Here is a 19,473-nt window from a genome sequence, read left to right on the forward strand (position 1 = left end):
CGGCGGCGCCGGCAGTGCTGCCGGTCTCGCGGGCAGCGGCGGCGGGGGCGGCGCCGGCATGGGTGGCGCCATCTTCGTGGTCGAGGGCGGCAGCCTGACCGTCAAAGGCAATCTGACCGTCAACGGCAACACCATTGCGGGCGGGACAGCGGGCGGCAGCGACGCCGGCGCCGGCTCGGCCTTCGGCTCCGGCATCTTCCTGCAGGGCAACAACGGCACGCTCACCTTCGCGCCCGATGCCGGCAATACGCAAACCCTCAACGATGTGATCGCCGACCAGACCGGCTCCGGCGGAGCCCCGGGAACCCTTTACGCAACCGGCGGCCCAAACTGCGCAGACGGCTGTGCCGGCTATTCCGCCGCCGGCTCCTGGCGCCTCGCAAAGACCGGCGCCGGCACGCTGGTGCTCACCGGCAACAACACGTTCAGCGGCGGGGTGACGATCAACGGCGGCACCATCAGCGTCGGCCACGACAACGCGCTCGGCACCGGCACCTTCACCGTCCTCGGCTCGACCTTGGACATCCAGGACGGCATCACGATCGGCAACGACACCGACCTCCAGGCCAATCTCGACATAAATGTCGATGCGAACGAGACCGGCACCCATGCGGGCGCCATCTCATCGACCGGCGCCTTCGGCGTCAACAAGATCGGCGGCGGCACGCTGATCCTGACCGGCGCCAACACCTATACCGGCGGCACGGTGATCACGGGCGGCGTGCTGCAGGTCGGGGCCGACAGCAATCTCGGCTTTGTGACAGGCGGGATCGAGATTGGCGACGCCACACTGCGCGCGAGTGCAGGCTTCACCAGCGGGCGGGCCGTCTCGCTGACCGGCGACGCCACGATCGAAATCGAAACGGGCGACCTCGTCCTCAACGGCAATATCACCGGCAGCGGCTCGCTCACCAAGACCGGCGCCGACACGCTGCGGCTCTTCGGCACCAACAGCTATCTGGGCGGCACGACGATCGAGGACGGCACGCTGCTCGGCGACACGGACAGCCTGCAAGGCGACATCCTGAACAAGGCCAAGCTCATCTTCGATCAGAGCTTCCAGGGTACCTATTCCGGCAAGCTCACCAGCGACGGCACCGGGATCCTCTCCAAGGAAGGAACCGGCGCGCTCATCTTCACCGGCGACAGCTCGGCCTATGATGGCGAGACCTATGTCAATGCGGGCACCTTGCGGGTCAACAACAAGCTCGGCGGCGCCATGTTTGTCGCCAGCGGCGCGACGCTCGGCGGCAATGGCACGATCGGCAAGACGACGATCGCGACAGGCGGCATTCATGCGCCCGGCAACTCGATCGACACCCAGACGGTCGACGGCGACTACGTCAATGCCGGCATATTGGAGATCGAGGCCAATCCTGCTCAGGCCGACAAGATCATCGTGAACGGGACCGTAAACATCACCGGCGCCACGCTCAATCTGGTGCTCACCCCTACTACCGCAGCCAGCTGGGGCGTGTTCACCGGGCCTTATGTCATCATCGAGAACGATCTCACTGATGCGGTGACCGGCACTTTCACGCTGAACGACACCAACAATCTCGTCTTCCTGGACAAGCTCATCGACTATGCCGGCGGCGACGGCAATGACGTGACGCTCGAGCTGGAGCGCAACAACGTCGAATTCACCGATGTCGCCCTGACGCGCAACCAGCGCGCCACCGCAGGCGCCATCGATACGCTCGACGATACCAGCGCCGTGTGGTTGGCACTCGCCATGACGGGCAGCGATGAAGAAGCGCGCGCTCTGCTCGATCAATTGTCGGGTGAGGTGCATGCCTCGCTCATCGGCATGTTCCAACAGGACAGCCGGTTCTGGCGCAATGCTGCCAATGACCGTTTGCGCTCGGCCTTCGGCAGCGTCGCCGCCACCGGCCAGCAGGTCATGGGCTTCGGCGCCACCGGTCTGACGAATGCGCCGGCCGACACGCAAGGCCTCGCTCTGTGGACGCGCGGCTTCGGCTCCTGGGCCAGGACTGACAGCGACGGCAATGCCGCCGACTTCACCCGCAATAGTGGCGGCATGCTCGCCGGCGCCGACATGGCGGTCAGCGATGCGGCACGGCTCGGCGTGCTCGCCGGCTATGCCCATTCGAGCTTCGATGCCGATGATCGCAATTCCTCCGGCGACGCCGACACCTTCCAGATCGGCCTCTATGGCGGCACGCAGATCGACTCCTTCGGCTTGCGCGCCGGCGTCGCCTATGCCTGGCACGATGTCGATACCGAGCGGCATGCGCTCGGCGACAAGCTCACTGCCGACTACGATGCCGACACCGTGCAGGTCTTCGGCGAGGCGGGCTATGCGTTCGATCTCGACGCCGTGCGGCTCGAGCCCTTCGCCAATGCCGCCTATGTCTCGACCCATACCGGCAGCTACGAGGAGAATGGCGGGCCGGCGGCGCTCACGAGCGACTCCGAGACCAACGACAACACTTTCACGACGCTGGGCCTGCGCGCCGCGACGGGCTTCGAGGTCGGCGCGATGCCGGCATCGTTCCGCGCCATGGCGGGCTGGCGCCATGCCTTCGGCGATGTGCAGCCGGAAGCGACCCTGGCTTTCGACGGCTCAGCCGATTTCGTGATCGCGGGCGCCCCGATCGCGCGCGACGCGGCAGTGCTGGAAGCGGGCTTCGACCTCGCGATCTCGCCAGACGCCACGTTCGGCATCGCCTATAGCGGCGAGATCGGCGACGATGCCGAGGATCACGGCCTCAACGCGACCCTCGCGGTTGAGTTCTAGGAATATCCGCTCGCGACCTACCTGGTCGAGATCGATGGGGCCGATGCACATAGCGGTGCCCAGTTTCATCTCGTCCGGTGCACCCCTTCATAATGCGGATTTGGTCTATTGGCTGGGCCTCGGAGCGCCACTCCGATGATAGCGGTTCGATTCCGCTAATCCGCGCCATCCTGCTTCGCAAGATCGCTTGCGATCAACTGTCCTCCGCAGCCTTGGCGGAGGAGGATTCCTGGGTGGCGGAATGGCAAACGCACCTGACTGTTAATCAGGCGCCGCAAGGTTTGCAGGTTCGAGTCCTGCCCCAGGAGCCAACACTGTCGCCAACAGGCGATACCAACCCAAGTCACTCCCGAGACTTCAGCCAAGGACCTCGGGAAGGACCGGAGTGAATCCCGAAGCGATCGCCCACCATCGGTCGCTGATAGTCCGCAGGCCGCTATCGGGGATTCGAGAAGTCGACGGATCGGACGGATCCGCCGGCAAGGCCTGAGTCATTTGGCATCGCGCATGCGCGACCACTCTCCCTTCGCCTAGCAGGTAGGGCAACGGGCTTTGGTCCCGTCCGGCTTGGTTCGAACCCAAGAGGGAGATCCAGCTTCCCGGTGTAACAGAGCGCTTCCCGCCAAAGTTGCTCGACTTTGGCGATAAGGAAGCGCCCCAACAAAAGACTCTAACGGTAGAGGGGCGGGATCATAACCCGCAGGTCGTCCGTTCGATCCGGACCGCCGGGACCACATTTTCTCTCGGTTTAGCTCAAGTGGATAGAGCGCGCGGCTGTGGACCGCGAGATTGAGGTTCGAGCCCTCGAGCCGGGACCATCTGAAACCATGGATGTGCCGTTTCCCCCCGGTCAAAATCTGGCCATCGAAGCGCACAAAATCAGGCTTGCGGTTGCCATATTGACGTGGTGTCTTGCGCTCAACCTGACCGGGAGATTTCTGACGTGCTGCGCATCGCTGCGACCGCCTTCTTCATCATTGTGACTCCGCTCCATGCGCTCGCCGAAAAGCGGGTCGCCCTCGTGATGGGGGCCGACGACTACAAGACCATCCGCCCCCTCTCCAACGCCGTCAATGACGCGATGGCGATCGAGAAGACGCTGGAGAAGCTCGGCTTCGAGGTGACGCTCGAATCGAACCGCGATCTGAAACGCATGCGCCGGGCACTCGAGGACTTCCGCGAGGATGCGGCGGGCGCCGATGTGGCGCTGGTGTTCTTCGCCGGCCACGGCGTCGAGATCTCGGGCCAGAACTTCCTGCTGCCCACCGACGCCAAGGCGGACAGCGCCGATGTTCTGAAAACCTCGGCCATGCCGCTCGACGAGATCCGCGCCACCATCGCGGAAGTCGGCAAGGTCGGCCTCATCATGCTCGATGCCTGCCGCAACGATCCTTTCGGCGGCGGCGCCGGCGGCGATGGAACGACCCGCGCCGCGTCAGTCGCCGAAGAGCCGGAGATGCCGCTCGACATCAGGCCCGGCCTCGGCCGCATGGGCAATGCCGAGAATGTGCTCTTCGCCTTTTCCGCCGCGCCGGGCGCCACCGCGTCCGACGGCCAGGGCCCCAATTCGCCCTTCACCACGGCGCTGTCGAAATATCTCGGCACCGACGGTCTCGAAATCCGCTCCGCCCTCACCCTCGTCCAGCAGGAGGTCTACGACCAGTCGCGCGGCAATCAGCTGCCCTATATCGAAAACGGCCTGCCCACGCTGTTCTTCGCCGCGACGACCGTCGAGAAGCTCCCCGAGCGTGAACGCCTGCTGCTCGCCATGGCGGATGTCACCACCGGTCTGCGTGACGAGGTCGAACGGCTGGCCAAGGAGAAGGACATGCCGCTGGCGCCGCTTTATGGCGCGCTCATTTCGTCCGACGCCAAGGACCTGACGCTCGAGCAGCGCACCAGGCGGCTCACCGACGCGGCCGACGCCTTCGTGACGACGCGCAACCAGATGCGCGCTTTGTCCTCCAACGACCCGCAGGTGACGAAACTGCGCCAGGAGGCCGAGCAGCAGCTGGCGCTGGGCGCCTTCGACACGGCGCGCGGCAAGCTCGCCGAGGCGGCCACTATCGATTCCACCTCGCGCAGCGCGCTCAAGACGAACTTCCTCGAGCGCACTTTGTCCGAGGCCGCGACCCATGTGCTGAGCGGCGGCGCCTCGCGCGCCGACCTCAAATATGATCTCGCCATCGGCAGCTATGAGCAGGCGGCTGCCCTCTATGCCGAGCTCGGCTCTGATCCCCTGCCCGCCGATCAGCGCGCGCAGCAGCTCGCCTCGCTCGAAACCCTCGGCGATCTTTATCTGACCGTCGGCAATCTGGCCGAAGGCCGCAAGGCCTATGAGCGCCAATATGCCATCGCCCAGACCTTGGCCGGCAAGGAGCCGGACAATACGCTGTGGCAGGCCAATGTCGCGGCGAGCCGGCTGAAGCTCGGCGACGTGCTGCGCGACCAGGGCGACTCGACCTCAGCATTGGGCGCTTACGAAGAGGGCCTCGCCATCCGCAAGGCGATCGCCGAGGCCAATGCACAAGACGGCAAGGCGCTCGAGGCCGAGGCCGCCGCCTATCTGCAGATCGGCGCGCTGCACAAGCTGCAGGGCGACAACGAGAAATCATTGCAGGCCTATGAGGAGGCCCGCACCGTCATCGGCAAGCTGGTCGAGCGCGACCCGGCGGTCGATGGACCCAAGGTGGCGATGGCGCGCACCTTCCTCCTGATGAGCGAGGTTCAGCAGGCCGCGAAGAAGCTCGCGGAAGCCGGCGAATCCGCGAAGTCCGGCCTGGCGCTGGCGCAGCAGCTGGCCGAGGCGAAGCCCGACGACCCGCAGCGCCAGTTCGCTTTGTCCACCGCCTATATCGCGGTCGGCGAAGTCGGCCGCAGCTTTGATGCGCCGGGCAACAAGGAGGAGCGCGACCGCCTGGCCGTCGCCTCCTATCAGTCGTCGGCCGAGATCCTGCGTCGGCTGGTGTCGGCAGACCCGAAGAACACCGCCTATCAGCGCGCCCTCGCCGGCGCGTTGGAAGGCCGCGCCTTCGCGGTCAGGTTCGGCAATCAGACCAATATCGATTTCGACAAGGTGCTGGCCGACCACAATGAGACGATCGCCATCCGTGAAGCGCTGGCCAAGTCCGATCCCACCAACAAGCTGTGGATCGGCGATCTGACCGCGTCCTATGCCAATCTCTCGACCTATTATGCTTTCGTGCCCGACGAGCAGGCGGCGCTCGATTACACCAAGAAGGCGCATGCCTCCGCGCTGCAGCTCGCCGCCCTCGACCCCAGGAATGTCGACTGGCAGCGCAAGGCCTGGGGCTATTATGCCAAGATCTCGGAATCTTACATCCAGCTGAAGCGTTATGACGACGCGCTCAAATCCGAGCAGGAAGGGCTTAGCTACGCGGAGAAACTGACGGCCGCCCATCCCGAGCAGGAGATCTACTGGCAGGATGTCACGGTCATGCTCGACCGCATCTCCCGCGTCTACTGGGTGAAGAAGGACTACAAATCCTATTGGGCCGCCAATGACACGCAGCTCGAAGTGGCGCTCGCCAACGAAAAGCGTTTCCCCAAAAGGCCTTGGGCCCTCAAGGACGTCTACAAGAACTACATGAAGGTCGGCGGCTCCTGGGCCAAGAACGATCCCAACCGCGCCCTCGATCTCTACAAATCCGCCCGCAGCTTCGCCGAGCAGGCCGCGGCCATCGAGCCCGGCAATCCGGAATTCATGTCGGACATCGCCAATGCCCATGTCGAGTCGGCCTATGTCTGGGAGGCCAACAATGATCGCAAGAGCGCGCTCGAAGCCTACCAGATCGCCTTGGACCTCATCGAGAAAGCGGCGTCGCGCACCGACGACAAATCCGTCTACGCCGCGACCAAGGACCATATCCTGGCCCGCATGAACGGCCTGCGCTGAAGTATGCAGCTTCCCCTCGCCCCGCGAAGCGGGGAGAGGGAGGGACCCAACGCGCCAGCGTTGGGAGGGTGAGGGGCATCCCTGTTACCCCTTCTTTCTGACACAGCCATCGCAACAGATTCACATGTGAATGCACCCGACGACCGGGTGCCCCTCACCCTCCCATTGCTACGAGGCATGCCCCGCCTCGCGGCGCGTGCCACATCACATGCTGACGGACCGGTTACCGTAGTGACCGAACGGCCCTGACTTTTAATCAGGTTGGCGCAAGCCACAACGCAGGTTTGACTCCTGCCCGGTCCCCCAAATCCCAGACCAGTGCCCCGAGTGGCAAAGGGAGCAGCCTCTTAAGCTGCTGGCGAAAGCCTTCGTGAGTTCGAGTCTCACCTGGTCTTCCAAATTATCGCTATCGACCAATAGCGACAGACCTGCCCCGCCCCAGCAATCGTGTGACTGGTTGTCGACGAAGCACGTGAGGCAAGCGGAGCTGGACAGATGGCGCCGTCGATGGAAGCCAGAACGCCATACCAATCTCAAGGTCCTTTAGCTCAGGGGTAGAGCAGCGCACTGTCGATGCGTTGGTCGCGGGTTCGAGTCCCGCAAGGATCGCCACTCGCGCACATCCAGCCAAAGTTGAAGACTTTGGCGATAGGGATTTGCGCCAATAAGATGTCAGCGTGTAGCTCAGCCCGGCCAGAGTATCGCCCTCGGAAGGCGAGGGTCGTTGGTTCAAATCCAACCACGCTGACCACCTTCACTTGCGCGTCTAGCTCAACGGCAGAGCCGGCGGCTCATAACCGCCTCGGTCCCGGTTCAAATCCGGGGGCGCGCACCATCCTTCAACCCGGAGTTCGCCATGCAACACCACCCTGCTCTCGTGCTCAACGCGGACTTCCGGCCGTTGAGCTACTTCCCGCTCTCGCTTCTGCCCTGGCAGGACGCGGTGAGCGCCGTCCTGTCGGAGAAGATCTCGGTCGTCGCCGAGTATGACGTCGTCGCGCGCAGTCCCTCGACCGAGATCCGCCTTCCCTCGGTCGTGGCGTTGCGGCAATACCAACCCTTGGCGCAACGCGTGGCCTTCACGCGCTTCAACGTCTTTCTGCGCGACCGCTTCAAGTGCCAGTATTGCGGCGGCAAGTTCGCGGCGGCCGACCTTACCTTCGACCACGTCCTGCCGCGCTGCCGCGGTGGCGTCACTTCCTGGGAGAATATCGTCGCGGCCTGCTCGCCCTGCAACCAGGCTAAGGATAAGTTCTCCGCCATGCGTCCGGTCACGCCACCGCGCGAGCCGTCCCCGCATGAGCTCCTCGCCGCCAAGCGGTCGTTCCCGCCCAACCACCTGCATGAGAGCTGGAACGACTATCTCTATTGGGACGTCGAGCTGGAGAACTGATCCACGAAGATTGTGCCGACCGCGGATGTACCGGCGGCACGCGCAAGCGCCGAAAGGCGCTTGCGCTCCTGTCCATATCCCCCCTCTCCCGTCCGCAGGATGGGAGAGGGTGGCCGAAGGCCGGGTGAGGGCTCTTTGCCTCAGACTTTGCGCTGTTTCAGAAGAGCCCTCATCCGCCCTATCGGGCACCTTCTCCCATTGCTGCGCAACGGGAGAAGGGAAAATTCGGTGGAGCTTCGTTTGAAGCGAACCCGCCAGAATCAGACCTCAAGGTGTGGTGCCGGAGCGGTTACGGGCTGGCCTGCAAAGCCATGAAGAGGCGTTCGACTCGCCTCCACACCTCCACGCTATCCCGCGCCCTCGTAGCTCAGCGGATCAGAGCGCCGGCCTTCTAAACCGGATGTCGGCCGTTCGAATCGGCCCGAGGGCACCAATCAGGAGAGATGGGTGAATGGTCAAACCAGCGCTCTGCTGGAGCATCGGCCCGAGAAGTGCGTGCGCTTCTCGGACAAGCCGATGCGTACAAACAAAGACTTAGAGCGCCGAGGCCGAAAGGCCGTCCGGGTTCGAATCCCGGTCTTTCCGCCAATTTCCGCCGACGAGGACAAAACGTTCGCAAGGCTCGCCGTCAGACTCATCGATGAAGCTCCCGATATGTTTGAAACCGAGTTTCGCCAATATCCGAAGCGACGCGGAATTGCGCGCCGCCGCCTCGGCCTCCACCTGTTCAAGCGCCAGAGTTTCAAACCCGTAACGGAGGACTTCGCGCGCCGCCTCGCCGCCCAGTCCGAGCCCCCAATGCGCCCGCGCCAGCACAAATCCCAACGCGGCTGCCTTGGCGTCGGTTGCGCTGAAGGAGAGAGTTATTGTCCCGATCGCGTCGGATATTCCTGCTCGGTCTATGGACCATTGGATTGCCTGACCGTCAGCGAGCCGCTGACGCGAACGGGCCAGCCATTGCTTGCCTGAGCTTATGTCGTCGGGAACAGGATCGCCGGCTAGGGATGCGGATTCGACATCCGTCGCACGCGCAAACCATGCCGGAATATCCCGCTCGCTCGGCGCCCGCAGCAAAAGGCGTGGTGTCACGAGCTTCGGAAAACGAACTTCTTTCATGACGGCATTTTCGCCCTCAGGCGGCGCTAACGCAATAGCGCGGGCAATGTGGTTTTTCCGATTTCCCACAGTGACCAACGATTGGGTAGCCGAACCCTTGCATTGCCTTGAACCCGGGGCCGTCTCCTTCTGATGGTATCCTGTCCAGGCGATCCTTCCACACAATCCCAAGGTGTGGTACCGGAGCGGCTGCGGGCTGGCCCGCAAAGCCATGAAGACTCCAAGCTCCCCCGAGCCCTCATTGCTCAGCGGATCGGAGCGCCGATCTGAGCACCTCGAATGGATATCGACGACAAGTCACGGCTTTCAGAAGCGAGCCAACGAGTCTCGCCTCTGCAGAATGAGGAAGTGGATGATGGCGGTTATCTCAGAAACAACAGTTTGCCTCAGATTCTTTGGTGACGATCTGAATCCCGACGACCTGACCGCGAGGCTCGGGCAGGCGCCGACTGCGTCAGTCATCAAGGGGCAGATGATCACAGGCAAGAATACCGGTTTTACCCGCATAGCCAAGACGGGCAGCTGGCGCTTTGAAGTGGAAAGGCGTGAGCCCGGCGATCTCGAGGCTCAGTTCCGGGAGCTGTTTGGTGCCTTGACCACCGATCTTTCAGTTTGGCGTGACTTGTCCGCCAAATACGCCCCGGACCTATTCATCGGCTTGTTCATGAAGGAGTCCAATTAAGGGATCGACATCAGCGCCGAGGCACTCGGCCTGTTGTCGTCGCGTGGTGTGTCCCTCGATTTCGATATCTACGGCCCAACAACTGAAGACTAAGTGCGCAATGCCATCGTTAGACTTTGCACTCAGCGCTTACAAAAGGAGCTTATCGCGGTCATGAACAAGCTGCAGATCGCCAAATATTTCCTCGTCAATCCCGGGCCGCGGCCACCGTATCCACAGGTTGCTGAGTACCTATGGGGCGCGAACTGCAATTTCGACTGGGAAGGAGACAGCTATCCGGATCCCCACACAACAGAGTGGACTTCGCTGTGGATGACTCGCGTGAACAGAGTGACCAGACAGTCAATTCCAGCCGATCGATGATGTGGCGAGCCTGGTTCTTTGTGTCAGCTCTGAAAATCAAGAGCTGGCGCTTGGAACGGCTACATTTGTACACAAGGTGGCCGGAGGCGAATTGAGGTCGACATGGCCGTTGCCGGACGACTGGGCGCCCTGGGGCTGACCGTGACGCTCAGAAAGAGCTGGTGAAGTCTTTCAATCTTTCACCTTCTCAACAAGACGGCAGATATATATCATCACCATGAGCCCACAGAAGACGATGCCCCCTGTATAGCCGGGCATGATCCAGTTCAAAGCGCCAGCCAGAATGCCCCCGCAGATGCAGACTGCCAGGGTTCTCGGCTTCCAGAGCGGACGGCGACTCATTCCTCACCATCTCCAATCACGTACTGATCCACCAGAATACCGCGTCTGAGACTTGTTTTCAGGGTTCGGGCGATTTTCTAAAGGACGGCACGGGCCCAGAACTATGCGGCAAGGCCAACGCCGTTGTTGACCAGCACCCCCAACACGAACAACGATGCCTTGGTACCCGTCGGCAAGGTCATGTGCATTCGGCGTCGCAGGGTCACATAGGCTGCTGTGGAGGCGACAAGAAACCACACAAACGCCGTCAAGCTGATAATGTTGATGATAGAATACTCTGGAAAGTCACCATAATCCGCCTTCACAGGGGCGAAGAAAATCATGCCGGGCAACAGCATCAAGCCGCACACCGTCGCCAGGCTGGCGCCAAACACCCAAAAGAACATTCCCTGCAACACGTTCGGCTTGATTGTCATCCGGCCCGGCTCCTGCGGTTATCGTACAGAATACCGTCTCCGATTGTAAAGGTTGCGCAGGACGCGCAAGCGCCGAAAGGCGCTGGCGCATCCTGCAGGGAACCTCCCGCCGGGCGGACACGTTGTCGACGGCAAGGCTGGCGCGTGTCAATCGGACGCGACAGGAAGGGGAACAAGGCGGTTTTTCCGATTTCCCGCCTTGACCAACGAAAGGGTAGCCGAGCCCCTGTACTGTCCGCGCTGCCTTGCGTCCGGTGCTGCTCCCCGGCGCTGAAAGGAGACGAACCATGCCAAAGTTCATCACGATTGGATATGGCAACGCGGCGGACTACGACCGTACGCCCCGCCCTCTCAGGGACGCCGCTCACTCCCAGGATGCGAAGCTGCGGTCCGAAGGCGCGGTGATGGGGATCGCCGGCGCACCTGTGCAGGTACGCAATCCAGAGGCCCGCGGCACGGAAACCCGCGATGGTCCGTTTATGTCGTCGGCCTTGCCGGTCGCCGGCTTCGCCATCATCGAGGCCGCCGACTTGAGCGAAGCTATTGAGAAGGTTTCGCACGTGCCCTGCGCAGTGGCGCATGGTGTGGTTGAAGTCTGGCCATTGAAAGAGACGCCCTGATATGAGGCCACAGCTTGTTCGGCAGGCGGCGTATCAGAACTCTCCAGCGGTTGACAATAATCCATACGGCATCCGCTTCAACTGGCGGCAAGCTCCGCAAAGAGATCGAAGCCGGGTATCCAGAATGGCAGCAAGTAGTGCAAGGCGGCCAGACCTATGATCAAGCCGAAAGGAAAGACGCTGACCGCCAGCACGTAAATCCACCAAGATACGGGACCAAAGCGCGCTCCTCTGCGCAACCGGGCATAAAGAATGACATAGCCGATCAAGACTCCCACACCTGCGGAAATACCACCTCTCACTGCCGTTTCGATATAGAGCCAATGCGCAGTCTCGCCCCACGATGCCTTCGGCGCGGGCACGAAGCCCAGCCTGACGAAGGGGTCGAAATAGAAGTACCCCGCGATCAGCCACATGATAGAGACCATCATGAGAGCCGGCCCTGCCCGCCCTATCGCCTGCCGATGCAGATACCAGTCCATGGATCGTCTCGGATTGTTTCCTGAGATTAGCTTACAAAATGCCACGTCGTGTTGTAAGGGGCCAGCAAGGAATACGGTCAGCATTTTCTCGTAGCCCGGCTTTCGCCCTGACGCCCAGCTGGACATGTATTGCTCATCAGCATCCATGGATACCCGGCACGCCTCCGCCCGATAGGCTCAAGCAAGAGTGCCGGAAATGAATGGTCATTCTCCTTGGAGGGCTCGGGCTAATGGCCAACCTTCTCTTCTCTATCGGCCACGCGCCGCCCTTTCCGGTTACGCGCCCCACCACGGGTTGTCACTCGCTCGTTTCCGGTGCTAGCCTCTATGAATGCGATTGTCACTGTCACGAGTAAGCAACGACAGCAACTCAGATTTGCGACGGCACCCTTCACGTCGGAAGGGGAGAGCCTGAGTGAAGGTTTCCGTGTTTGAGGCAGTCTTGTGTTACGGGGTGACTCCCGAACATGAACGAGCCAATCTCCCGCCAGCAGGCTCGCACACAGACTGGCGATTCCTCGAGTCGTTGGAGATGAGCGCTGATGAGCCTGGACTCTACGGGATCGATACCAGGAAATGTCTCACCGATATCGCCAGGAAGGGCTACCACCTGGCGAAGAAGCCGTAAGTGTTAGAAGTCTCCTTGAATGCGCACTGCCTGCTCTTGTCGTACTTCGGAAGTTAGCGAGCAGTATACTGTCATGGCTTCTCCACATGGATGCAGAGGCCGGTGGCGATCCGAACAGCATATTGATCACAAACGGCCACAGCCATGCATGCCCTATGCGTGTTTACCCAAAGCATGCTTGAGCAGCAGATCGGGGTCACGCTCCCCTCTCCTCGCCATCCACAGCAGCCTGCTGGTCATCAGCTCTCGGCTCAAATGTATCGGCTTTTCATCAAAAGCGCGGTCGAGCACGGATGCGAGAAGGTCCAATTCCTCCGGCTTATAGTTCACGGTAATACACTCCGACAAGAACAGGCGTCCACAAATGTCACCTCTCGGCAATTCCAGGGGAGCGCAAAAGTTCCTCGGCTCGAAATGAGCGCAGAATTTCTACCGGTGGCCGAGATCCTTCCGTCGAGAACCGGAAGCCTGCGCATAGGCCCGAATGAACTCCGCTCCAAACAGAACGATCTGAGATGAATAGTAGACCCAGATGAGGATGGCCACGAGCGAGCCCGCGGCGCCATAAGTTGATTCAAGCGCCTGCCTTCCAATGTAGAGACCGATCAGGAAGCGCCCGATATCAAACAACGCGGCAGTAAGGAAAGCCCCCGGCAGAATTGAACTCCATCCGAGGTCGATATCCGGCAGCCACTTGAACATCGAAAAAAATATCGCGGTCGACACAAAGAATGAAACAATGACATTTCCGCCTTGGAGCACGGCGGGAAATATATAGGGCGCCAAGAGGGTTCCCGTTGATGAGAGGATTGTCGAGATGAGCAATGACACGAGCAGGAGGAAGCCGGCCGCCAGCACTACGGCAAGCGAAACGGCGTAGACTCGAATGAACGTCCAGACGCCCAGGCTTGGCGGGGCCGGCACTTCAAACACCGTATTCAATGCGCTCTTCAGCTGAACCACGACGCCAAGCGCTCCGACCAGCAGAATTGCCACGCCGAAGATCGACGCGAATACTCCTTGTGAAGGTGATCCAGTGCCGGTGAGGAGTCTGTCTATGCCATCTGCCGCCCCCACACCAATCAGGCCCGAAATCTGTCCGCTTATTCTGCCGCGGACTTCCGTTTCATCGAATACCAAGGAGGAAATGGCTATGGCGATGATGAGTAGAGGCCCGATCGCGAATATGGAGTAATAGGCGAGAGACGCTCCCAACTGTCCGGCACCATGTGATATCCACCCTGCCGCGGCATCTCGCCAGATCGACCACCATATCTGAGGCGTTCTGACCTCGCGCGGCACAGCGCTCCAGGCTTTCGGCTTTCGCAAGAGCGAGGTTCCTCTCAAGGCCCATCCGGTCATCAAAAGGAAGCGCCCGGCCTTGGGCGCGCGACTAGGTTCCAGCTGATTTAAGTCCAGGAACATTCTCTGCCGGTAAAAGTTCCGCCGACCGATGGCACTATCAATCAATGAACCGGCGCCCGTCGGAACAATGCTCCGTCATTCAGCGAATGGAGGCGGCTCGAGAGGCGGCAAACCCTTTTTATGATGTTCGGTCAGGATCTGCTTTCGTCTCTCCTGCGATGGTGGCCTGCCCGAAACGCGCTCATCCCACTCCTCCAGATTATCTTCGGCCGACGGATACCCGGCTGCGTCTATCAGCTGCTCAGCGGCCTCACGGGAGATCCCCTTCAGTATCAAAGCTGTGAGGGCTGCCTCTGAGATATCCGGATGTTCGCTCATGCTCATCATCTCTCCTTCGAAATGCGTTGAAGGATCAACCATTCGAGACTCCCTGTGTTCCCGAAACCACGCACAGCCGGGGCAATTGAGTGCCGCTGCTCAAGGAAACCGCGGTGTGGATTTGGAACGAATCAGTCTGGCGGCCATTCCTATTGAATACCCCCCAAATAAGGAACTGCTGTTATGGCCATGAATTCACTTGAGGCCCTGTTCGAAGACACTCTTCGTGACATGTATTACGCCGAGAAGAAGCTCACTAAGATACTGCCGAAGATGGCTAAAAAGGCCACGACGGAGGAGCTGGCCGAGGCATTTACATCCCATGCGGAAGAAACCGCCGGCCAGGTCGCGCGCCTTGAGAAGGTATTTGGACTGATGGAAATGACCCCCAAGGCGAAAAAGTGCGAGGCGATTGAAGGTCTGTCGGCCGAGGGCGACCATCTCATGGAAGAGGCGGAGGACGACGGCGTGATGGATGCCGGCCTCATAGCCACGGCTCAGGCTGTGGAGCATTACGAGATTGCCCGTTACGGCGCTCTCATCGCCTGGGCAAATCAGCTCGACATGACGGAAGCCGCGGACCTGCTCAGGGAAAGCCTTGAAGAGGAAAAGGCCGCCGACGAAAAACTGAGCGGGTTGGCCGAAAGTGTCAATCCCGCGGCCGCGCGAAAAGAGGCCGCATAATCACCCATGAACCCGCCAGGTAACTGGCGGGTTTTTCCTTTGGGCCTTCGCGCTTGGGGTCGCCGTTCGATGCGAGAGTCAAGCGCAAGCGCCAAAAAATCAATTGGAGTTTCCCCCTATGTCCGACCAACCCAAAGCCGATATTCCCAGCGCGGGCAACAATTATGATGCCAGCTACGACCCGCGCACGGGCCGTCCCCCCACCCCCTTGGAGGCTCAAAAGATGGCGCGTGAGCACCAAGCGGAGCACACAAAGGACCAGAGCGCCGAGGAGCGGATCGAATATACGCAGAATTCTCCGATGATCGAAGGGCAACAACCGGCGTGTATGGCCTCTCCCACAGCGGATCGCAGTGAAGAGGAGGCCGTTGAGGCATTGCTGCAAGAAGGTGTCACGCGAGAGCGGGCAGAAGAGCTGGTGAGCGAGCATGGCACGAATTGGGAAACTCTGAAGGCAGCGGCTTTCGCTCAGGATGACGGGAATCTTTAAGTCAGCGGCCTGCAAGTTCCGTCTCAAACGCCTGCAGCCTTGGGTCAGACAACATGGCTAGCAATCAATCGTGGGCTGACCTTCAGGATGGCCCAAACTCCGGTCCAACATTACATGTATCATCTGGTCGAAAAGATCGAGCGCGGTGAGTTCGACCCGTCCTTAGTGAAAACATATCGCCCGCCGCTGGAAAACGGACCGGACCTGTATAAGACATTTCGCGACAGAAAAGACGGCTGCATAAAGGTCGTCCTGAAGCCTTAACCTCGGCCGCTTGTGGTTACTCCCTCCCCTGAAGGGGATCTTATCTTCGCATTCTTGGAACCTTAATGCCCTTTCGGTGTTTGGGTAGTCCCGGGGGCGGGGAGTTCGTATGCAAAGACGACTACGCAAGAAAACCGACGATTTTGAGAATATGATCCAGCGAGCGATGAAACTCGCCAAGATATCTGAAGACCCGATCGCAGATTTATATTTGATCCATGCGGATATCTGCCAGGAAAAGCAGAAGTTATCGGTGCCGCGTTACCGCAGGAAGCCGTAATCGCGAACAAAAGTCCGAGCCGTCCAACCGGCTTTTTTAGCTCGCGCGTCCCCTATAGTAGATGTCGAAAAGATGCGCGATGCTCTCGCAAAAAGATCGAATTGAGGCGCATATGCGGGTGATAGCTGCAGATGGACGGCTGATTGGATATGTCGAACGGGTAACCGATGCGGAGATCATCACGCATTTTCCCTGCAGGCGCATATCACTGGATAACATTCGTTACGTCACAGACGATGTCTATATTACCGAACGATTGGATGAACTGCGAGAACAGGAGTTTCTCCGCGGGCCGAAAACATCCTAGAGTTTCCAGGCCGCAATGCCCGCGTGACCTGGAAACTCCGAGCGGTTCGCTTCACTGGCGCGGCTGAGCGGCACCACTAACCCCTACATGCCGCAGAGAGACGGCGGCAAGCAGGGCGAGAACGGCAACGCCCACGGCACTGACCATGGCCGCAGCGCTGAACCCTCCCGTGAACGCCGCTCGGGCCTCGTCGATGAGTCCTGGTGGCACTCCGGCTGCAACCGAGGAGGCCGCCCACAGGCTGTCGCCGACGGCCTCCCGCGCTTCAGAACCAAGCCCTTCAGGGATGCGCTCGAGCATCTGCCTGCGATAGAGGGCGGTGGCGAGGCTGCCGAGCACCGCGATGCCGAGCGAGACGCCGAGATCCTGCACCGTCTCGGACATCGCCGCGGCTGAGCCGGCTTTGTCTGCGGGCGCTGATCCTACCACGAGGTCGGTCCCCAGTGCGGCGATGGTGCCGAGCCCGAGATAGGCCAGTGAAAAGCCGGCAACGACAAGGACGACACTGGCTGCGCTGTTGTCCAGCTGGGTCAGCAGGAGATACCCCACCGCCGACAGGCCCAGCGCGCCGGCGACGACAAAGCCCGGCCGTACCCGCCGCGCAAGGAGCGGCGCCGCAACGCCGGCAGCGACCATGGCGAGAGCCGGCGGTCCCATCCAGAGCCCTGCGACAAGCGGAGACAGTCCGGCCACCAGTTGCAGATATTGCGTGACCAGCAGCATCGTGCCGCCGACGGCGACGAGGCCGAAGAGCAATATGATCAGGGCGATGCTGAAGGCTCTGCTGGCAAACAGGGATATATCGAGCAACGGGTCGGCGAGCCGCCGCTGCCGGCCGACGAACACCACGGCGAAGATGAGTCCTACCGCCATCGCTCCCATGGGCGGCAGTCCGAAACCGTCCTTGGCGATCTGCTTGATGCCATAGATCACCGGCAGCATCGCGGCGAGCGAAAGCCCGACGCTGACAAGGTCGAGCTTGCCGGACTGTGCTGCGCGATATTCCGGCAGCAGGACCGGCGCCAGCAGAAGCAAGAGGCCGAGAACCGGCACCGCGATGAGAAAGGCCGCCCCCCACCAGAACTGCCCGAGCAGCACTCCGCCCACGATCGGCCCCAACGCCATGCCGAGCGCGAACATGGTGGCCCATATGCCGAAACCGAGTGCGCGCTGCCGTGGATCGGCGAACATGTTGGCAATGAGCGCCAGTGTCGAGGGCATCAAGGTCGCCCCGGCGATCCCGAGCAGTGCCCGGGCCGCGATCAGCATGAAAGCGCTGGTCGAAAAGGCGGCGAGCACCGAGGCGACGGCAAAGGCGGCCGAGCCCATCATCAAAAGCTTGCGGCGGCCGATACGGTCGCCAGCCGTCCCCATGGTGATGAGGAAGCCCGCGATCATGAAGCCATAGGCATCCATGATCCACAGCGCCTCAGTGCTGGTCGGCCGCAGATCGGCGGCAAGGGCCGGAAGCGCCAGATGCAGCAGCGTGAGATCGAGGCCGAGCAACAGGGTCGGCAACGCCAGCAGCGCCAGCCCCAGCCACGCGCGGGCGCCTCCCACGGCGTTCGCCGGTCTTGAAAGGGCAAGTTCGAGATGGTCCTGAGAAGTCATGCTACCTCCTTGCGGGAGGCGGACTTTCCAGGCAGATTTATCCTGTTACTATATAAGAAATTATCCTGTTACTGAAAGCAACAGACTTGCCCGATCGTAGTCTCGCCCGCAGCCGAACCGATCTCTCCGACTTTTTGATCCGCCGCCGGAAAAAGCTGACACCTGTCGAGGCGGGTCTGCCATCAACCGGCCGCCGTCGCACGCCTGGCCTCAGGCGTGAGGAAGTGGCCGCCCTCGCCGGTGTCGGTCTCACCTGGTACACCTGGTTCGAGCAAGGCCGCGACATCCAGGTTTCGGAGAGCTTCCTGCTCAAGGTGGCGAAAGCGCTCAAGCTCGACGACGCCGAATGCAGTCACCTCTTCCTGCTGGCGCACCGGCGGCCGCCGCCGCCCGAGGCTTATCAATGGCCGTCGGTCGGCCCGCTCATCCAGACCTTGCTCGATGATCTGGTGACCCGGCCCGCTTATGTCGCCAATCTGCGCTGGGATATCGTCGCCTGGAATCAGATGGCCGACGACTTGTTCGGCTTCAAAGGCCGCGCGCAACCCGACCGCAATATGATCCGCCTGATCTTCGCCGATCCGGCTTTCCGCCGGCGCTGCCCGAGCTGGCGCGACGAGGCCCCGAAGGTGCTGTCGCAATTTCGCTGCGATCTGGCCTCCACCCCAGACGATCCGGCCATGCTGGCTCTCGTCGACGAGATGAAGAAGCTGTCCGCCGACTTCCGCCGCTGGTTCGAGCAGCCGGATATGGACCTCTATGCGCGGGGCATCGGCACGATCCTGGACCCGGACGGCACGCGCCGCAACTTCGCGCATGAGATGCTGACGGTGGACGAATACCGGCATCTCAAGATGGTCGTCTATTTTCAGCAGTCGTAAATCATACTACTTGTGGATCAATTCCCACCTGAGCAAGAACCAGCATGTATCCCGTTCCATTCCTCGCCCTTCAGATCGAACGTCAATGGGCCCCAGAGCTGGCCGAGCATTTTGGCCGACGTATTGAAGAGATATCGGAGCGAACTCGCCCATGGTTCGAACATCCAAGTGGCCTGCTGCGTATCGAGCTGATGGACCGCTCTGTCGTGCAGTTTAACTGGGCGTTTCACATCGTCAGCGAAGCCAAATATGCGATCGCCGTTTTTACGGAGCACTGTGGCAACCATGTTTTTCCGTATCACGGCTCTAAGATCTACCGGGACGAAGTATTGGTCTACGATCAGAAGGCTTAGAGCTTGATCCGGAAAGGGCTTGAATAAACGGTCATATCCGGGCCATCTTTGGTGAGCCAACAACAGGGGAAAGAAAAATCCGCTGTAAATCCCTGCAGATCCCCTGCTAATCCGCTGCAAATTCCGCTGTTGTTTGCAGCG

The 19,473-nt window shown here is 61.0% G+C and carries 16 protein-coding genes, 11 tRNA genes and 1 pseudogene; 21 read left to right on the plus strand and 7 right to left on the minus strand.

The window, feature by feature from the left end:
* From JHL16_RS11505 to JHL16_RS11570, 14 genes are all read left to right on the plus strand, one after another.
* Positions 1-2,761 (plus strand): autotransporter outer membrane beta-barrel domain-containing protein (locus JHL16_RS11505; RefSeq protein WP_200185007.1); only part of this gene is annotated, 2,761 nt, incomplete at its 5' end.
* 94 nt (positions 2,762-2,855) lie between these two features.
* Positions 2,856-2,929 (plus strand) — tRNA-Gly (locus tag JHL16_RS11510).
* A 59-nt stretch (positions 2,930-2,988) separates the two neighbouring features.
* Positions 2,989-3,072, plus strand: a tRNA-Asn gene (locus JHL16_RS11515).
* A 208-nt stretch (positions 3,073-3,280) separates the two neighbouring features.
* Positions 3,281-3,355 (plus strand) — tRNA-Gln (locus tag JHL16_RS11520).
* Positions 3,356-3,503: 148 nt separating this feature from the next.
* Positions 3,504-3,579: transfer RNA gene (locus tag JHL16_RS11525), tRNA-His, on the plus strand.
* 125 nt (positions 3,580-3,704) lie between these two features.
* A complete protein-coding gene (locus JHL16_RS11530; protein ID WP_200185008.1) occupies positions 3,705-6,677 on the plus strand; it encodes a caspase family protein in 2,973 nt (990 codons plus the stop codon).
* Between the two features lie 216 nt (positions 6,678-6,893).
* A tRNA-Lys gene (locus JHL16_RS11535) sits at positions 6,894-6,983 on the plus strand.
* A gap of 6 nt (positions 6,984-6,989) precedes the next feature.
* Positions 6,990-7,075: transfer RNA gene (locus JHL16_RS11540), tRNA-Lys, on the plus strand.
* 139 nt (positions 7,076-7,214) lie between these two features.
* Positions 7,215-7,289, plus strand: a tRNA-Asp gene (locus JHL16_RS11545).
* A gap of 61 nt (positions 7,290-7,350) precedes the next feature.
* Positions 7,351-7,428: transfer RNA gene (locus JHL16_RS11550), tRNA-Pro, on the plus strand.
* Positions 7,429-7,437: 9 nt separating this feature from the next.
* Positions 7,438-7,512 (plus strand) — tRNA-Ile (locus JHL16_RS11555).
* 21 nt (positions 7,513-7,533) lie between these two features.
* Positions 7,534-8,070 carry an HNH endonuclease gene (locus tag JHL16_RS11560; protein ID WP_200185009.1) on the plus strand — a complete coding sequence of 179 codons (537 nt, stop codon included), beginning with the start codon at positions 7,534-7,536 and terminating at the stop codon, positions 8,068-8,070.
* A 271-nt stretch (positions 8,071-8,341) separates the two neighbouring features.
* A tRNA-Cys gene (locus JHL16_RS11565) sits at positions 8,342-8,415 on the plus strand.
* Positions 8,416-8,426: 11 nt separating this feature from the next.
* Positions 8,427-8,503, plus strand: a tRNA-Arg gene (locus JHL16_RS11570).
* 101 nt (positions 8,504-8,604) lie between these two features.
* Here the strand turns inward: JHL16_RS11570 and JHL16_RS11575 are convergent.
* Positions 8,605-9,186: a GNAT family N-acetyltransferase gene (locus tag JHL16_RS11575; RefSeq protein WP_200185010.1), complete on the minus strand. Its 582-nt coding sequence runs from the start codon at positions 9,184-9,186 to the stop codon at positions 8,605-8,607.
* 352 nt (positions 9,187-9,538) lie between these two features.
* Here JHL16_RS11575 and JHL16_RS11580 point away from each other — a divergent pair, with 352 nt between their 5' ends.
* Positions 9,539-9,868: a DUF4279 domain-containing protein gene (locus tag JHL16_RS11580; RefSeq protein ID WP_200185011.1), complete on the plus strand. Its 330-nt coding sequence runs from the start codon at positions 9,539-9,541 to the stop codon at positions 9,866-9,868.
* A gap of 806 nt (positions 9,869-10,674) precedes the next feature.
* On the opposite strand, the gene JHL16_RS11585 is transcribed toward JHL16_RS11580, so the two are convergent.
* On the minus strand, positions 10,675-10,989 hold the full coding sequence (locus JHL16_RS11585) for a hypothetical protein (RefSeq protein ID WP_200185012.1): 315 nt from the start codon (positions 10,987-10,989) through the stop codon (positions 10,675-10,677).
* Positions 10,990-11,276: 287 nt separating this feature from the next.
* On the opposite strand from JHL16_RS11585, the gene JHL16_RS11590 reads away from it, so the two are divergent.
* Positions 11,277-11,609 carry a YciI family protein gene (locus JHL16_RS11590; protein ID WP_200185013.1) on the plus strand — a complete coding sequence of 111 codons (333 nt, stop codon included), beginning with the start codon at positions 11,277-11,279 and terminating at the stop codon, positions 11,607-11,609.
* 77 nt (positions 11,610-11,686) lie between these two features.
* Here JHL16_RS11590 and JHL16_RS11595 read toward each other — a convergent pair whose 3' ends face one another.
* From JHL16_RS11595 to JHL16_RS11610, 4 genes are all read right to left on the minus strand, one after another.
* Positions 11,687-12,091 carry a hypothetical protein gene (locus JHL16_RS11595; protein ID WP_200185014.1) on the minus strand — a complete coding sequence of 135 codons (405 nt, stop codon included), beginning with the start codon at positions 12,089-12,091 and terminating at the stop codon, positions 11,687-11,689.
* A gap of 781 nt (positions 12,092-12,872) precedes the next feature.
* Complete coding sequence (locus JHL16_RS11600) at positions 12,873-13,049, minus strand: hypothetical protein (protein WP_200185015.1); 177 nt, start codon at positions 13,047-13,049, stop codon at positions 12,873-12,875.
* Positions 13,050-13,148: 99 nt separating this feature from the next.
* The gene (locus JHL16_RS11605; protein ID WP_200185016.1) at positions 13,149-14,144 is read right to left on the minus strand and encodes a YihY/virulence factor BrkB family protein; all 996 of its coding nucleotides are present in this window, start codon (positions 14,142-14,144) and stop codon (positions 13,149-13,151) included.
* Positions 14,145-14,219: 75 nt separating this feature from the next.
* Positions 14,220-14,504, minus strand: coding sequence for a hypothetical protein (locus JHL16_RS11610; protein WP_200185017.1), 285 nt, complete (start codon positions 14,502-14,504; stop codon positions 14,220-14,222).
* 141 nt (positions 14,505-14,645) lie between these two features.
* On the opposite strand from JHL16_RS11610, the gene JHL16_RS11615 reads away from it, so the two are divergent.
* The 3 genes and pseudogenes from JHL16_RS11615 to JHL16_RS34945 form a co-directional block, all read left to right on the plus strand.
* Positions 14,646-15,146 carry a YciE/YciF ferroxidase family protein gene (locus JHL16_RS11615; protein WP_200185018.1) on the plus strand — a complete coding sequence of 167 codons (501 nt, stop codon included), beginning with the start codon at positions 14,646-14,648 and terminating at the stop codon, positions 15,144-15,146.
* 118 nt (positions 15,147-15,264) lie between these two features.
* A complete protein-coding gene (locus JHL16_RS11620; protein WP_200185019.1) occupies positions 15,265-15,636 on the plus strand; it encodes a hypothetical protein in 372 nt (123 codons plus the stop codon).
* 60 nt (positions 15,637-15,696) lie between these two features.
* Positions 15,697-15,900: pseudogene (locus tag JHL16_RS34945) on the plus strand (glutathione-dependent formaldehyde dehydrogenase); the annotation flags it as partial.
* A gap of 638 nt (positions 15,901-16,538) precedes the next feature.
* Here JHL16_RS34945 and JHL16_RS11625 read toward each other — a convergent pair.
* A complete protein-coding gene (locus tag JHL16_RS11625) occupies positions 16,539-18,098 on the minus strand; it encodes an MFS transporter (RefSeq protein WP_200185020.1) in 1,560 nt (519 codons plus the stop codon).
* An 86-nt stretch (positions 18,099-18,184) separates the two neighbouring features.
* Here JHL16_RS11625 and JHL16_RS11630 point away from each other — a divergent pair, with 86 nt between their 5' ends.
* Together JHL16_RS11630 and JHL16_RS11635 are read left to right on the plus strand one after the other, a co-directional pair.
* On the plus strand, positions 18,185-18,979 hold the full coding sequence (locus tag JHL16_RS11630) for a helix-turn-helix transcriptional regulator (protein WP_246770921.1): 795 nt from the start codon (positions 18,185-18,187) through the stop codon (positions 18,977-18,979).
* A gap of 44 nt (positions 18,980-19,023) precedes the next feature.
* Positions 19,024-19,332, plus strand: coding sequence for a hypothetical protein (locus JHL16_RS11635; protein ID WP_200185021.1), 309 nt, complete (start codon positions 19,024-19,026; stop codon positions 19,330-19,332).
* Positions 19,333-19,473: the final 141 nt, after the last annotated feature.

This window comes from Taklimakanibacter albus, from assembly GCF_016595235.1.
GTDB classification, from domain to species: Bacteria; Pseudomonadota; Alphaproteobacteria; order Rhizobiales; family Aestuariivirgaceae; genus Taklimakanibacter; species Taklimakanibacter albus.